Source organism: Nocardia carnea (genome assembly GCF_029869215.1).
Taxonomy (GTDB): Bacteria; Actinomycetota; Actinomycetes; order Mycobacteriales; family Mycobacteriaceae; genus Nocardia; species Nocardia carnea_B.
On record NZ_JARWPM010000111.1, the window covers coordinates 1 to 15,040 of the forward strand.

8 protein-coding genes and 2 pseudogenes are annotated in these 15,040 nt (G+C 65.7%); 5 read left to right on the top strand and 5 right to left on the bottom strand.

What is annotated here, in order from left to right:
• Positions 1–131: 131 nt before the first annotated feature.
• Complete coding sequence (locus QH276_RS06710; RefSeq protein WP_280399690.1) at positions 132–944, bottom strand: isoprenyl transferase; 813 nt, start codon at positions 942–944, stop codon at positions 132–134.
• A gap of 304 nt (positions 945–1,248) precedes the next feature.
• On the opposite strand from QH276_RS06710, the gene trhA reads away from it, so the two are divergent.
• Positions 1,249–1,926 (top strand): PAQR family membrane homeostasis protein TrhA, encoded by a 678-nt coding sequence (gene trhA, locus QH276_RS06715; RefSeq protein WP_432278657.1) that lies wholly within the window; start codon positions 1,249–1,251, stop codon positions 1,924–1,926.
• 130 nt (positions 1,927–2,056) lie between these two features.
• Positions 2,057–3,607 carry an adenylate/guanylate cyclase domain-containing protein gene (locus QH276_RS06720; RefSeq protein WP_280399691.1) on the top strand — a complete coding sequence of 517 codons (1,551 nt, stop codon included), beginning with the start codon at positions 2,057–2,059 and terminating at the stop codon, positions 3,605–3,607.
• Positions 3,608–3,633: 26 nt separating this feature from the next.
• Here QH276_RS06720 and QH276_RS06725 read toward each other — a convergent pair.
• A pseudogene (locus QH276_RS06725) lies at positions 3,634–5,691 on the bottom strand (thioredoxin domain-containing protein).
• Between the two features lie 568 nt (positions 5,692–6,259).
• Here QH276_RS06725 and QH276_RS06730 point away from each other — a divergent pair.
• The gene (locus tag QH276_RS06730) at positions 6,260–7,894 is read left to right on the top strand and encodes a restriction endonuclease (protein WP_280399692.1); all 1,635 of its coding nucleotides are present in this window, start codon (positions 6,260–6,262) and stop codon (positions 7,892–7,894) included.
• Positions 7,895–7,948: 54 nt separating this feature from the next.
• Here the strand turns inward: QH276_RS06730 and QH276_RS06735 are convergent, their stop codons facing one another.
• From QH276_RS06735 to QH276_RS06745, 3 genes and pseudogenes are all read right to left on the bottom strand, one after another.
• Positions 7,949–10,753: a DUF4365 domain-containing protein gene (locus QH276_RS06735; RefSeq protein WP_348536642.1), complete on the bottom strand. Its 2,805-nt coding sequence runs from the start codon at positions 10,751–10,753 to the stop codon at positions 7,949–7,951.
• Positions 10,754–10,839: 86 nt separating this feature from the next.
• Complete coding sequence (locus QH276_RS06740) at positions 10,840–12,132, bottom strand: hypothetical protein (protein WP_280399693.1); 1,293 nt, start codon at positions 12,130–12,132, stop codon at positions 10,840–10,842.
• Positions 12,133–12,420: 288 nt separating this feature from the next.
• Positions 12,421–12,585 (bottom strand): annotated as a pseudogene (locus QH276_RS06745) (DUF255 domain-containing protein); the annotation flags it as partial.
• Positions 12,586–12,740: 155 nt separating this feature from the next.
• Between QH276_RS06745 and QH276_RS06750 the strand changes: the two are divergent.
• Positions 12,741–13,361, top strand: a complete 621-nt coding sequence (locus tag QH276_RS06750; RefSeq protein WP_280399695.1) for a suppressor of fused domain protein — start codon at positions 12,741–12,743, stop codon at positions 13,359–13,361.
• Positions 13,362–13,626: 265 nt separating this feature from the next.
• Complete coding sequence (locus QH276_RS06755; protein ID WP_280399696.1) at positions 13,627–14,766, top strand: hypothetical protein; 1,140 nt, start codon at positions 13,627–13,629, stop codon at positions 14,764–14,766.
• The last annotated feature ends 274 nt before the right edge of the window (positions 14,767–15,040 follow it).

The following is a 15,040-nucleotide window of genomic DNA, read 5'->3' on the forward strand; positions in this document are numbered from 1 at the left end:
CGGGGCGCGCGGCGCGCGCCGCGGGGCGGCGGGGGGGGGGGCCGTGCGCGCGCGCGCCCCCGCCCGCCCCGGGGGCTTCGTTGGGGGGCAAAACCCCCCGCGCCGACGAAGTCGGCGCCAATAAACACAGCTCAGGTTCCGTAGCGGCGGTGGCGGGCCGCGTAGTCGCGCAGGGCGCGCAGGAAATCGACGCGGCGGAATTCGGGCCAGTAGACCTCGGTGAACCAGATCTCGGAATAGGCGCTCTGCCAGAGCAGGAAACCGGAGAGGCGCTGTTCGCCGGAGGTGCGGATCACCAGGTCGGGGTCGGGCTGGCCGGAGGTGTAGAGATGCTGGCCGATGGCGTTGACCGTGATCGACTGGACCAGGTCTTCGCCCGTTTCGCCGGCGGCGATCTCCTGGCGGACCAGCTGGCGGACGGCGTCGGCGATCTCCTGGCGCCCGCCGTAGCCGATGGCGACGTTGACGTGGGTTCCGGTGCGTTCGCGGGTGCGCTCGGTGGCGGTGCGCATCCGTTTGGCGACGAGGTCGGGCAGCCCGTCGAGGGCGCCGACGATACGTACCCGCCAGTTCTGCTCGGGGGCGGCCAGTTCTTCGACGACATCGGTGATGACCTCGAACAGGGTTTCCAGCTCTTCCTGCCCGCGGCGCAGATTCTCGGTGGAGAGCAGGTACACGGTGACCAGCTCGATACCTTCGGCTTCACACCAGCTGACCAGTTCCGCGACTTTGAGGGCCCCGACGCGGTGCCCGTGGGTGATATCGGTGAACCCGTTCTCCCGGGCCCAGCGGCGGTTGCCGTCGCACACCACCGCGACGTGGCGCGGATGCTGTTTATCCGCAAGCTTCTTGGCCAGACGGGCCTCGTAGATGCGATAGGGAAAGCCCCGCAGCCGACTCGGAAATTCCACGACGACCAACAGTACGCCTGTTCCCGCGGTCATCCGCACCGGCCGCCGGACGTGTGCCCGGCCACAGCCGCCCGTATTCGGTACGGAACCGGTACAGTGACAACGAAAGCAACCTACGCTGGCGTAGGTTACCCGTGAGTCAAGGACTGCTCCGCGGCCCGGGGGTGGCAAATACCGAGCCCGGCACGCACGGCAGTCCGGCCCGGCGGCGCCGCCGTGCCCAGCCGATCCAGGAGGTTCCGTGTTCGACTCGGCAGACCCGAGACCCGGCGACAACGATCCGTCGCGGCCGCGCGCGTACGTCGAGGACCGCCCGGGGGAGATTGGCATCGATCCCGTGGACCCGGTGCCCAACCCCGCCGAATCGCTGGTCGCGCTGGTCAAGCCCCGGATGCGCGGCTGGATCCACACCTGGGCGGCCGCCGTCGCGGCCGTGGCGGTGATCGCGCTGGTCACCGCCGCCACCACCGTTTCGGCGACCGCCGTGGTCGCGACCGCGGTCTACGGTCTCACCATCTGCGCCTTGTTCGGGATCAGCGCCGTCTACCACCGGATCACCTGGACCACTGTGCGCGCCCGGATCCGGATGAAACGCGCCGACCATTCGATGATCTTCCTCTTCATCGCCGGCACCTACACTCCGTTCGCCCTGCTCGGCTTGCCCGACCGGACCGGTTCGATACTGCTGACGGTGGTGTGGTCGGGTGCGCTGGCCGGGGTCGCGCTGAAAGTCCTGTGGCCGCATGCCCCGCGCTGGGTGGGGGTGCCGCTGTACCTGCTGCTCGGCTGGGCGGTCGTGCCGGTGGGCGGCGAGCTCTATCGGTCGGTCGGGCTGCCCGCGGTACTGCTACTGGTGGCGGGCGGCCTCGCCTACAGCATCGGCGCGGTGCTCTACGCGACCAAATGGCCGAACCCGTGGCCCACCACCTTCGGCCACCACGAGTTCTTCCATGCCGCGACCGTGCTCGCGGCGCTGTGCCACTACATGGCGATATGGCTGGTACTCCTGGATTGACCGGCCGCCGCCGTGCGCCGGTTCACGGGCCGATCGCGGACATGCGACCGGATATGTCGATTAGGCTGCTTACTCGTGTCCTCCCATACCGGCCGCCCACGCGACCACGGCCGCCGCGGGTAGTCCGGCGATGAGCGACGCCAGCCCGGTCCGGCGCCGGCCCGGAGCGATCTCCCGGCTGATGCTGTGGAGCGTCCGTGCCCGCTGGGGCCTGTCGGTGATGGTTATCGCCGCGCATTTCGCGGGTCTCGCCGTCATCGTCACCGAGCTGTGGCTGATCGGTTTCCCGAGCCGGGTGGACGCCGATCAATTGGGCGGGATGGCCGCCGTCACGATCTACCCGGCGCTGGCGATCCTGGCCGGGATCGGGCTGGCGGTCCGCGACCGGATGGCCTATTTCGGCTGGCTCGACCAATCGCGGAAACCCACCCCGGGCGAGGCCCGGCGGCTGCTGCACCTGCCCATCGCCGTCACGCTCCGGGCGATCGCGATGTGGGCACCGGGTGTGCTGATCTCGGCGATCCTGCTGGCCCGGCTCACCGAGGAGAACGATTTCATCGTCCTGCTCGCCATGTTCACCATCGGCGGGCTCGAATCGGCCGGCCTGACCTACCTCGTCGTCGACCGGGTGATCCGGCCCGTCGTACCCATCGTGGCCGGGGTACTGGGCGCGACCATGCACTGGAGTTCCTCGGTGTTCGTCCGGGTCGCGCTGGCCTGGGCGGTATCCGGCGCGATGCCGCTGAGCGCGTTGATCGTGGTACTCGCCGATCCGGCCAGCACCGAGGACCACCGCATCCGCACCGGTATCTACCTCGCCGCGATCAGCCTGGTGGTCGGCGTGCTGGCCACCTGGGCGCTGGCGCGGGCGGTCGCCACCCCGCTGCGGACCTTGCGGAAAGCGGTCGACCGGATCACGCTGGGCGATCTGGAGGTGCGGGTGCCGGTGGGCAGCGCCAGCGAGATAGGCCGGTTGGAACATTCGGTGAACGAGATGTCGGCGAATCTGCGCGAACGGCTGCGGATGCGCGATGTGTTCGGCCGGCATGTCGGTGAAGAGGTCGCCGAACGCGCGCTGGCCGGCGGTATCGACCTCACCGGCGATGTGCGGGAGGTGACGGCGCTGTTCGTGGACGTCACCGGGTCGGTGGCGATTTCGACCGGCCTGCCGCCCCAGGAGTTCGTCGCCAAACTCAACCGGCTGATGGCGACCGTGGTGGCGGCCACCGAGGAGAACAACGGCCTGGTCAACAAGTTCGAAGGCGATGCGGCGCTGTGCATTTTCGGCGCGCCGATCGCGCTGGCCGATAACGCGACACCGGCGCTGCGGGCAGCGCGCCGGATCCGCGACGAGGTCGCGGCGGCGGGGGAACTCGATATCGGGATCGGGGTGGCCATGGGGCGGGTGTTCGCCGGTGACCTCGGCACCGACACCCGCCGCGAGTACACCGTGATCGGCGACGCGGTGAACGCCGCGGCCCGGCTCACCACCCGCGCCAAGGAAGTCCCGCGGCGCATCCTGGTGTCGCAGAGCGTTGTCGACGCCGCCGCGGCGGACGAGCGTGCGAATTGGGAGAAGTACGGCGTCGTGGCGCTGCGTGGAATCAGCGAGCCCACCCCCTCATGGACCGACCGCGTCCCCGAGGAGACAACCTCGAACCAAACGCACCGAGACCCGTAATCGCACCTCGTCGAGCCCCGCGACGGTTACCGCGTCAGCGCGGCACGCAGGTCCTCCGGTGTGGTCACCGGCAGATCGCAGACCGTGCCGCGGCAGACGTAGGCCGCGGCGGTGCCCTCGATCGCGGGGCGATCGGCGAGCAACGGGACCGTGTCCGCCGCCGCCCGGACGATGATCGTTCCGCCGGGGGCGTGGTCCCGGGCCACCTCCAGCAGCTCCACATCGCCTACCGGCACATAGCCGGTGGTGGAGATCGCAATCTGTAGCGGGCCCCGCAGCGCGGCCTCGGCGACCGTCAGCCACTGTCCCGCCGAACGCGGCGCCTTGGCCAGCACCACGGCACCGCGCGCCAGCGTCTGGCCGGCCAGTTCCCGGTAGCGGCCCGCATGCTCGGGTTCGACCACCGCGGACGCGGTGAGCAGCGCTTCGGCGAGTACGGAGGCACCGGCCGGGGTGGCGCCGTCGATCGGGTCGCGGGGGCGCGCGATCAGGGTCTCGGCGTCGTCGGCGGTATCGAACCAGCTACCGGGTTCGTCCGGATCGGCGAAATGGGTGATCGCCGCGTCCAGGATCCGGTGGATATCGGGCAGCCATCCGGCCGAGCCCGAATACTGGTGCAGCGCCAGCAGCGCGGTCGCCAGCCAGGCGTAGTCCTCGAGCACGCCGGGCGCGGACCCGGCCACGCCGCCGAGCGAGGCGCGCAGCACGCGGTCGCCGACCACGTGGATATCGAGGATCACCCGGGCGAGTTCGTAGGCCGCGTCGAACCAGTCGCGCCGGTCCAGCGCGTGCGCGGCCTCGCAGAGCGCGGTGATGGCCATACAGTTCCAGGCGGTCACCATTTTGTCGTCGCGCTCGGGCTGCGGGCGCCGGTCCCGGGCCGCGCGCAGGGCCGACCGGACGCGTTCGAAACGTTCGGTGTCCTCCGGATCCCGCAGGCGGGTGAGCACCGAACTGCCCTGTTCGAAATTACCGGCCGTGGTGACTCCGAAGATCTCCCCGGCCCAGGCCCCGTCGATCGGGCCGAGTTCACCGACCAGTTCGGCGGGGTTCCACACATAGGTCGCGCCTTCCACTCCCGGCGCACCCGGTTCGACCTGGGTGTCGGCGTCGAGGGCGGAGGCGAAACCGTTCGCGGTGGCCAGATCGTCGAACAGGAATCCGACGAGTTCCTCGGTGATCCGCCGGGGCAGCGGATCGTCCGGGGTGCGCCGGGCCAGATGCGCGTAGAAGCGCAGCAGCCCGGCGTTGTCGTAGAGCATCTTCTCGAAATGCGGGACGACCCATGCGGCATCCACCGAGTAGCGCGCGAAACCGCCCCGCAGCTGGTCGTAGATACCGCCGCGGGCCATCGCCTCGGCCGTGCGATCCACCACCGCCCGCACCGCGGGGTCGCCGGTCCGTTCCCAGCTGCGCAGCAGCCCCTCCAGCAGCGCCGCCGGCGGGAACTTCGGGGCGCCCCCGAACCCACCGTGCTCCTCGTCGAAATCCCGGAGCACCGCGGCGACGGCATGGTCCAGCAGTTCGGGAGTTATCTCGAGTTCGCTTTTCGGCAGCCCGCTCGCCTGCGCCCGCAGCGCCTCGGCGACCTGGTCTGCCGCGGTATCGACATCGGCACGCCGGTTACGCCAGGTATCGGTGATCGCGGTGAGCAGCTGGGTGAAGGACGGCATCCCGCCGCGCGGCATCTTCGGGTAGTAGGTACCGCAGTAGAACGGCTCGCCGGCCGGGGTCAGGAAGCAGGTCATCGGCCACCCGCCCTGCCCGGTCATCGCGACGGTGGCGTTCATGTACACCGCGTCCAGATCCGGCCGTTCCTCCCGGTCGACCTTGATACAGACGAATTCGTCGTTCATCTGCGCCGCGGTCCGCTCGTCCTCGAACGATTCGTGCGCCATCACATGGCACCAGTGATTGTTTGGCCGAAGCTACCAATGGCAGGATGCGTATCCCACTGAAAGAAGAATGGGTACGTCCCGCCTGGTTGCTTCTGCCATCGCCTCCTCTCCCCACTCCTGCCAGTACACGGGGTTGCCCGCATGCTGGCGCAGGTAGGGCGACGTGGCACCACCTAATCGGTTCATACATCCCAGCCTGCCACACCCGGCCGGCTGAATCGCCCCAGCATGTCGGGAGTGATGTGCCCCGGACTCGCCGGGGCGATTCACCTTGCCAAAATGGCAAGGACCCGACTCGCCCGGACACGGCCGACTCGTGCGCTATCACACGGAGAGTAGTGCGCCATCACCTCAGCCACTCTCGCGCTCGGGGCTGCTACAGGATCAGGTGACAGTTTCGGTCACGCGACCTGACTGGGCCAATGGTTCGGCAGCAGCGAACTCGCCGCGGTATTGCCTGGCCGAGGTCTAAAAGCCCGTGGGGTTTCCTGATCCGAACGCTCAGGCTTCCCTTGTTGACGGATGTGTCGGGCCAGGCGGTCGGCCGTAAGGGGTTCGTCCAATGCCGTGAGGGATCTCAAGAAACCGCTCGATGCGGTACGGGCCCGTATCGGCGATGCCGCGCGCGGCGGTGGCGCCGGTGCGATACTCGATCAAGCAGCCTGCCGACAGGCGCAGGATGTGAAATTCACCTTGGTAATCGACAAGCCCGCCACGAGGACTGGTGGAGCGGATATGGGGTCAAGGGGGTTCGATGGCGCGGCGTGAATTCTTTGCAGAGATGCAATACCAGCTTCGTGAGGCAGAGCGAGCTCGGCAGCGTCAGGTATTACAGCAGCAGCGTGCGGTCGCGCAGGCGCAGCGGGAACGGGAACGGGCCGCGCGCGTTGCGCAACGTCAGGCCCGCCAAGTGGCGCGTACCGAACAAGCGCGGCGCATCGAGCAGCACAAGGATGAGGCCGCATGGCGAACCGAGGGTGTGCGTGCCCGCGCCGATGAGCTGGCGGGGCTGCTCGCTGAGCATGCTGCCGTGCCGAGACTGTTCACGGTGGAACAATTACGGCAAAGATTCGAGCCCTCACCGCATACACCGGACCCTCAGCTTGTGACTGCGGCAACGGCACCATCGTGGAGTCAGTTCGCTCCACCTCAACCGACAATGATGCAGCGCGTGTTCCGTTCCGGTTGGCAACGGTTGGCCGAGGCACGTCGGCATGAGTACGACCAAGCGGTCGCACAGTACGAACAGTATGAGCAGACCCGAACGGCGGCGTTGGCGGAGGACTTGCGACGACACGAGGACGCGGAGCGTACGCGGTACCTGGAAGCCGAACAGCACAATGCCGCTATCGATGAACTCGCCGGCAAGGTGGCTGCCGGCGATGCGGAGGCTGTGGAGCAGGTTGCTGTGGCGTTTTTGACGGCAACGCCATTGCCGGAAAGGGTGCCGTTGGATACCGACGTGGTCTACCAGTCCGCTGCTCGGCGCCTGCTGATTGTGCGCCGGTTGCCGGAGATTGCCGTCGTACCGGCTGAACGAGAGTTCCGGTACGTGCGAGCACGCGATGAGATCGCCCCGACAGCCCGGTCGACCAAGGAAATAAGGCAGCGGTACGCAGAACTGATCGCGCAACTGGTGTTGCTGGTGATGCGTGATGCCTTCGCGCTACAACCCACCGTGCTGGTCGACGAGGTCGGAGTGAGTGCGGTAGTCGCCGGAAAGAACGCAGCAACGGGACAGCCGGAGGACCAGTGCCTGATCAGTGTCTCCGTCAACCGTGAGCAGTTCGAGGGGCTGGTACTCACCGATCTGGAACCGGTAGCCTGTCTACGACACTTGAACGCGCTCATCTCACCGCACCCGTGGGATTACGAACCCGTACGCCCGATCTTCGACCCGGATCTATCGAAGTATCGGATCGATTCGGCCGATGCCGTCTCCGGAGTGGACCATAGGACCGTACTCACCAAGATGCAGCCGACGGAGTTCGAGCATCTCATCCGGGAACTTTTCGAGGCGCGCGGCATGGAGTCGTGGGTCACGCAGGCATCGAAGGATGACGGCGTCGATGCAGTCGTCGTCAACCGCGACCCAGTGACGGGCGGTGAGTGCATCATTCAAGCCAAGCGGTATTCGAAGGTGGTAGAAATCGACTCGGTCCGGGCACTCGCGGGGGTAATGGACGACAAGCGCGCCTCCCGGGGCATTCTCGTGACCACGTCCTATCTCGGCAAAGCCAGCCACGAATTCGCGCGGCGCCACGGCCGAATCCAGCTCATCGAAGGACCCGAGCTAAAACACCTGATCGCCGAGCACCTCGGCCTGGATGTCGTCATCGGACCGATAAAGGGTGCGCCCCGCCGGTGGGCGACCGCAAGTGGTGAGTAGCCGAATCGACCAGGGCTGAGGCGGTTTTTCGCTCGTATCAAGTACCCAAACCGCCTACCAGGGCTCGGATGTGGTGCCGTCTGCATCGAGTCCCCACTCCAGCAGGCGGTTGTCTCGGCGCGCTTCAGCTAGCACGCGTCCCGCGTCCCGGCCAAGATGCGGCCCTTCTCCCATGTTCGTCGCACAGAGTGCCAGTCGTTCGGCATCAGCAAGCTCGCGACGTTGGAGTAGTTCCTGGCCGAGATCTATAAGCCCCATGGGGTTTCCCAACCTGGACGCCGCCATGGCCAGAGACTCTGCGTGTTCGAACTCACCGTGTAGAGCGTGGAAGCGGGCGAGAATTGCGTACGCATCGGCGACCTCGTCGTCCGGCTCGTCGATCCCGGGCGACCGCGACGGTTCTCCTTCGTTGTCACTATCGCTCAGCTCGGGTTTCTCTTGCTGCTGGATGTGGTCGGTCAAGCGGTCGGCCGCTAGGTGTTCGTCCAATGCCCTGAGGATCTCGAGTAGCTGATCGGTGTGTTGCGGCCACGTATCGGCGATGGCGGCGACCTGGTTGTCCAGGTGTTGTGTGCCGGAAACCTTCTTTAAAAGCGCGCGGGCCTCGTCGTCGGAGCGTGCTCTTGCATAGCTCAGTGCTGCGCGTAGCGCGTATTCAGGTGTCTCAGGGTCCGGCATGTGCGCAAGCAACCGGCGCGCTGCTTCGTTTCCGAATCGGCTCCGATCCCCGCTTCGGTCCCGGCGATCGTCGGCAAGTTCCAGAAGTGCGTCCGGGTGACCACGGTTCGCGAGAGTCAGCGCAAGCCGCTCGGCACCGTCGTAGTCGTCGAGGCTATCCCGAGAGCTGACCAGCGCAGCCAGTGCGTCCCAGCGGATCTCCTCAGGCAGGTCGTAGAGCAGTTGTTCAGCGCCGTCGGGATCATCGAAGTCCCGGAGCTCGGCGATGGTCACCATCGCCATCCATGACCCCAGGTCGACAGCCCGACGCGCAACTGCCTCCGCGGCAGCTTGATGGCCCGACCCCTCCAGCCGATCCGCCAACCAGTCCAATGCCCTGACATCACCGAGGTCCGCGGCCTGCTGGAACAGCGACTCCGCACCGGGGCGACCGCGACCCAACTTGTAAGTCGCCAGAAACCACAATGCTTCTGTCGTGCCTGCTTCGGCCGCCAAGCGAGCCAATCGCTCGGCGGCGTCGTATGCACCTCGAAACGCATGAACGGTGGACAGCTTGCCCAAGTGTTCCCCCGCGTTCCCGGCCACTTGGTACAGGCGCACGGCGATCCGCAGCCGAAGCCGGTCCGCGGCAGCGTCGGCCATCCGGACCTGGACGTCCGAATCAACCTGATTCTCGGCGACAGCCATCCAGAATCGTTCGGGCGGGAACTCGAACCGGCGAAGAACCCGGCCATGGTGATCCATGAAGTCGTCGAGCCGGTACCCGAGGACGTCGTGGTGCAGCATCGGGCCGCTGGCTGGACCACGCACAACCAAGTCCGCGATGGCGGATTCGAGCCAGGACGGGTCCTCCTCGACATTGCATCGTTCAGCACCGGACAGGTAGCTATATGCCAGTGCAGCCAGCAATGTCTCCGGGAACCACTCCCCGTATCCGAACCTTCGGGCATCCATCGCCGCGTGGAGCACCGCTTGCGCTGACGCGCTCGCGGTCTCGTACCGTCGGAGGAGATCTGGGGCCCCCGCCAGCTGTTGAGTGACCGCAGTACCCGTCACCTGTCTCGCCGCAACGGCGAGCAGGCGGTCCTCCGAACCTTTCGCCGCGGCGACCTCGGCATTCGTGAAAGCTGCCGGCACCTGTAGGTAGTTTCCGATTAGCAGCCGCCGCGCTGCGGAGAAATTGTCTGCCTGTTCTTCTGGTGGTTTACGCGTGAGCTCGCGCCAATGCTCGGGCCACAGGGTGCCCAAGATCAGCACCGGCCCGCGAGAATCGTCAGTAAGGAGTTCCAGCAGCGCAGTGGCGATTCCTGTTCTGATATCGATCGCCGGGTCGCGCAGGTAGCGCTGCGCCTCGTTGAGCCACACCACGGTGCGCGGCTCAATCTCGACAAGCTCGTCCAGGAAGCGCTTGGCCGGCAATGGATTTACTCCCGGCCAAACACGCCACCCTGCCGCAGCCGCACTGGTCGCACCCGGCTCCGTCCCGCACCTGTGCAACGCCTCATACAACGCTCTCGTCTTGCCGGTACATGACTCGCCGACGAGAATCGCGCACCCCGAAACAGCCGCCGGACCTACCGCGTCCATGACCAACTTGGTCAGCTCATTATCATGATCGCGAATGACATACTCTGATAGCGCGTTCGCGCCCAAAACCGTGCCATGCACCTCTAGATCGACCGCAAGATACTCGGTGATTAGCGTGCCGAGCGGACGACGTACGCGACGACCGCCTGCCTCGGCAGCGGACCGCAAGGGCTCCACTGCCGAGGCATCGAGTACCTGGTCCGCCGGAACTCGGATTTTCCACCCACATCCGCTGGTTCTCTCGACGGTCGATTCCGTCACCAGTTGCCAGTAACAACAGCCACTGTCCAAGTCAACCAGCACGATTGCCACGGGAATCGAGTAACCGAGCCAGTACAGGAAATGTTTGCGTGAGGGACGGAACCACCATCCTCCCTCGACGGCAGGCTCTCCGAAATGGCTCTGGCCGGTTTTGATCTGCAATGCGACCAGCCTTCCGCGCACCAATTCGCCATCGACAACCTCGACGTGCGCATCAACCCCGTAGTCCTCACCCTGTTCCCGGAAAATCCAACGCATACTGGACTCGACCGCATACCTGCATCGGGTGACCCCCCTGCTCCCGATCTGCGCAGAGGCTCGACGAGGCATCATCCGAATACTCCGGTGCACAAGCGGAGCCCTGCCATGTCGTCAAGCTTTCCCATAACTGCTCCTCACCAACAAACCGGCTACAACGCCTAGATTTGGTATTTCCCGGTCTCGCGTTGTGCCCGGCGGTAGTAGTCGGCCGCTGGCGTCGGCGATGAAGGAATCACCCTGCCCCAGGAGTCCCGGAGGGCTGTGCTGATCGGATTTCGTCTGGAAGGAAGGCCCTTGACCGCACGGTCAAGAGCCGGTGGCGTTGGGTCGGCAAACGTTAGCGCTTCGAGCACTGTTTGCCCAGCACCAGGTTTCTCGGCGAGGACCGGGCAGATCCTCTCCAGGTCGTGGGCACTAATCGTCGAACTTTCGACCACGTTCGCGGCAAACATGTCTCTATACAAAAAGGTATCGCTGTTGTGCACCGGCTCCAGAGTGACCACCAAGCCGCGAATCTCGCGGTCGGCGGGAATGTGAGCGAGTTCAGGAGCCTTGCCGATCAGGCCGACCGTTCTGTCGATTTGATTCCGTGCATGCTGGACCTTGGCGACCAGGTTGCTGAGACCGGAATCAATTCCAGCACGGGCATCATCCTTCGGGCGAAAACCCTTAGTCTCGATGAGTACCACTACCTCGTCGAAGACGAGGAAGTAGTCGATCGTCTTCTTGCCACCTTGGTCGTACGCGACCTCCGGGTAGACCACAGTGCCGGCACTTTCGAGGAGGGCGAGGTGCCGACCGGCGTAGCGCTCGAACGAGTCGCCCAGCGCACGAGGAAAATCGTCACCGAAGTACTCCAGGCCCATGTAGAAGAGCCCGAGTGGAGTGATCTTCTGGACTAGGTAGTTGTAAACGGGCAAGATGTATCCGCCGTTGCCGTCCTTGACTAGGGGCTTTCCCAACAAGGGGTTATAGGACCACATCTTGGCCTCGGCCTGTTCGTGCGTGCGACCATCGGATCGAAGTGTCAGCAGGTCAGCAGCCAGGTTGCGTTCGATTACCTGTACGACAGTGTCGAGGTCGACTGCCGCGAAGAATCCCATCTGCTGGGCCTCGCGGATGTGGCTGGCCGTCAGATGACCGCGGTAAGTGTTGGTGAGCGGGGTGAGCTGGAAGACGATGGTCATGAACTCCGAGAGAGACACACCGAGCGCGGCGGACCAATCGGCAGCCGTCGGAATTCCCCGAACAGCCGGATCGACATCGATAAGCAGTCCGATGGTTCGAGCGATATTCTCGAAATCCGAGTACTGAAACAGGGCCTGCTGATACATGATGCGAGCGAGCATCCGCGTCAACCCCGGATCAGATAGGATCCCGATGTCCGGCACATCGGAGTGGTCGAGTTCGATCGCCATGACACACAACTCGGACAACTCGTTGTCTGTCATCCGCCGGTCGACCACCTGGCCTCGTCGTCGGCCAGCTTCCACGATCGCAACTCGGGCGACCCCGCGGGGGTGAACTGACACACGGGCCCGGCAGCACTCACGCGAGGTGAACAAGCAGCGAAATGGGGCGGGCATGTCGAACACGCCAGCGACACCGCCGAAACCCGCTGGCGATACCCGCTCTGCAACGGTTTGGTTGGCTTCAGCGGGCCCGACCACCACCGGAACACCCTCTCGGACATGGATATTTGACGTCCACCAGCACAAATACAACTTGTAACCTTAAACCATCACATGGCACCAGTGGCAGGACGCGTACCCGATCGACAGGAGAATCGGCACGTCACGGGCGGCAGCCTCCGCCAGCGCTTCGGATCCCCATTCCCGCCAGTCGACGGGATTGTCCGCATGCTGACGCAGGTAGGGCGAGGTCGCAGCGGCCAGACGGTTCATACCTCCAGCCTTCCACAACTGTGCGGGACCGACCCGAACCGACTGCCCGCCCGAATCCCGTGATCGGTTCACACCGGCCGGCCCGTCCAGACCTTACAAGTGTTTGAGCCGTTTCGGCGGGTGGTCGATCACGAACCGCAACTACTGTTCGTCGGGTGAGTGAAGCACCGGGCTGGGCCGCTATCGATGCGGGCCTTCGACAGCTGTACGGGAATGCCGAGCCGTTTCATCTCGGGACGAAACAGCCTTGGGCACTGGGGGGACCTGATCCGCTCGACGGAATAAGCATCTACCAGCACGACGGTCCGCTGCCGCACTGGCATTACATCGGTTACGGCTTGTCCGAACTGTATGAAAAGAGTTCATCGGATCCCGAGATCTCCGGCTGGGGATTCGAATTCACCTTCCGGCTGGTTCGTCGGCCGGACGAGTCGCAGCCACCTATGTGGCCCGCCGTACTTCTGCAAAAGCTCGGGCGCTACGTTTTCGACTCCGGCAATCGGTTCGAACCCGGCCACACCATGCGGGCCAGTGGTGCGCTCGCGGCCGACCGCCCTGACAGCGCGATCCGCGCCATGGCCTTCACCATCGACCCCGAACTCGGTGAAATGGCCACGCCGCACGGCCTCCTGCGATTCCTTCAGATCGTCGGTCTCACCGAGGAGGAATATCGAACAGCCCGCGGCGGAAACAGTCCCGCGGTACTGAACCATCTCGCCGGTTACCTTCCCCTGCACGTCACCGACATCGATCGTGGACCGCTGATCGCCGGCTGAAGCGATTCCGGACAGCCAGTCGGTCCACCGCCCCGTTCGCCGGGAAGAACGGGCGGTCACTGCGCGGCCCGGCGACAACCCGCGGATCGCAACTACAGTTCCCGGGTGGGTGGGATATCGGGCTGGGCACGATCTATGCCCTTCGACAGCTGCACCCGAACGCCGGTTGTGGCAATGAATTGATCGTCGCAGGTGATGGCGGCATGACTATTACCCGGCAAACCCGGCGTCGCCCACCGTATGGGATAGGCGACAGGAAGACGAGATGACCGATATTGTGGCGGCGGCGCGTGACCTGGTACGGGTCGTCGATGGAGCCGACTGGGAGCCGGCCAGAGCCCGCGCGGCACAGGACACCCTGTATGCCGCCCTCGACGCAGGTGACGGCGATATGGATGAGGCGTTCACGGTCCTGCTCGACCGCCTGTCCCGCTCCCACGTCGACGACGGAGACGGTATCGGCCATGTGGTGATCACCGCCGGCGCGCTCGTCGAGGCCGGTGCATCCGCGCGTGGGCTCGGCGATGTGCTCTTGCCGAAGCTGGTGCCCTTGCTGCGCGCAGCTCGCCGCTACGCCGATCGGTGCCTGGACCAGCTCCCGCCGCGCACCGACGACAACGAGCAGGATGAGGAAGACCTCGCGGAGACAATGGCCGACGCCGCGCTGCGCGTGGACGACCGCCCCATCCCGCGTGATCTCTTCCGGGCCGGGATGGCGGACGACCGGCCGGGCGCGACGAGCCTATACTGGCTCGGCCAGTGGGTGCGTCCTACCGTGGCGGCCCTGACCCGTGACCGGGTCCTGCTCCAGCAGGCGATCGCCGATCGGGAGCTCGCCGCCGCCGCCCGTGCTGTCGCCGACGCCGGCGCCCACTGGTTGGATGTGCTACTCGGCGTGGAACTCGAGCAGACATGGCTGGTCCTGTGCCCGCTGGAGGGCCGAGGTTTCCGGGTCGAGGTCGACGGCATCGCCGACAATTTCACGCTGCACGTTCTGCTGGCCGATGCGCTGGGCCGGTTCGGTATCCCCACCGCGGACAACCCTCCAGAGCTCTTCGACTACCTGCGCGGCAACGCGGACGACCGTCCACGCAACCACATCGTCGGATCGTTCAACCTGTACGACTTCCGCGCAGCCACATCCGACGTAGCAGAGCCGAGCAAGGTCCCCCAGGAATGGTGGGTGTGGGGCGAAGGGAATCCCCGCGACGTACCTCGTTTCGAGGGCGTCCGTACCCTGGTGGTCGGCCCACCATGGGCCAAGCGCATCATCGGCTCGGACCGCACATTCTGGTCGCTGCCCGCTGACGTGAAGGTCATCGATGAGCTCACGCCGGAAGAGACGCAAACGATCCTCGCCCGAGCCGCCGCCGGTCGCCCGCGTCTAGGGTGCGGGCTTCCCTGACCGCGCCGTCGCTCGCAGTGACTCCGCCGCACGGAAGCTCGCACCCTGGTCGGCTACACCCGGATACCCACCGCGGCCACACGGCGGCCACCTGGGCTTTCGGGTCGCCGGTCGATGACCGGGTTACGTATCGAAGCTCTCCTTCGCGTGCACGGTGAACCGGGCCGTTTGCAGCTGGATCCGATCGTCACGGATGAGGAAGGTGTCGACACCGTCGGTGAGAACATGGCCCTGGGTGTCAGCGGTCCATTCCAGCAGGACGATATCGTCGTCG

Excerpts from the sequence above, each read along its gene's own strand:
- QH276_RS06730 (WP_280399692.1), top strand. The coding sequence starts at position 6,260 with ATGGCGCGGCGTGAATTCTTTGCAGAGATGCAATACCAGCTTCGTGAG.
- QH276_RS06710 (WP_280399690.1), bottom strand. The coding sequence starts at position 944 with ATGACCGCGGGAACAGGCGTACTGTTGGTCGTCGTGGAATTTCCGAGT.
- QH276_RS06755 (WP_280399696.1), top strand. The coding sequence starts at position 13,627 with ATGACCGATATTGTGGCGGCGGCGCGTGACCTGGTACGGGTCGTCGAT.
- QH276_RS06740 (WP_280399693.1), bottom strand. The coding sequence starts at position 12,132 with ATGACAGACAACGAGTTGTCCGAGTTGTGTGTCATGGCGATCGAACTC.
- QH276_RS06735 (WP_348536642.1), bottom strand. The coding sequence starts at position 10,753 with ATGATGCCTCGTCGAGCCTCTGCGCAGATCGGGAGCAGGGGGGTCACC.
- QH276_RS06720 (WP_280399691.1), top strand. The coding sequence starts at position 2,057 with ATGAGCGACGCCAGCCCGGTCCGGCGCCGGCCCGGAGCGATCTCCCGG.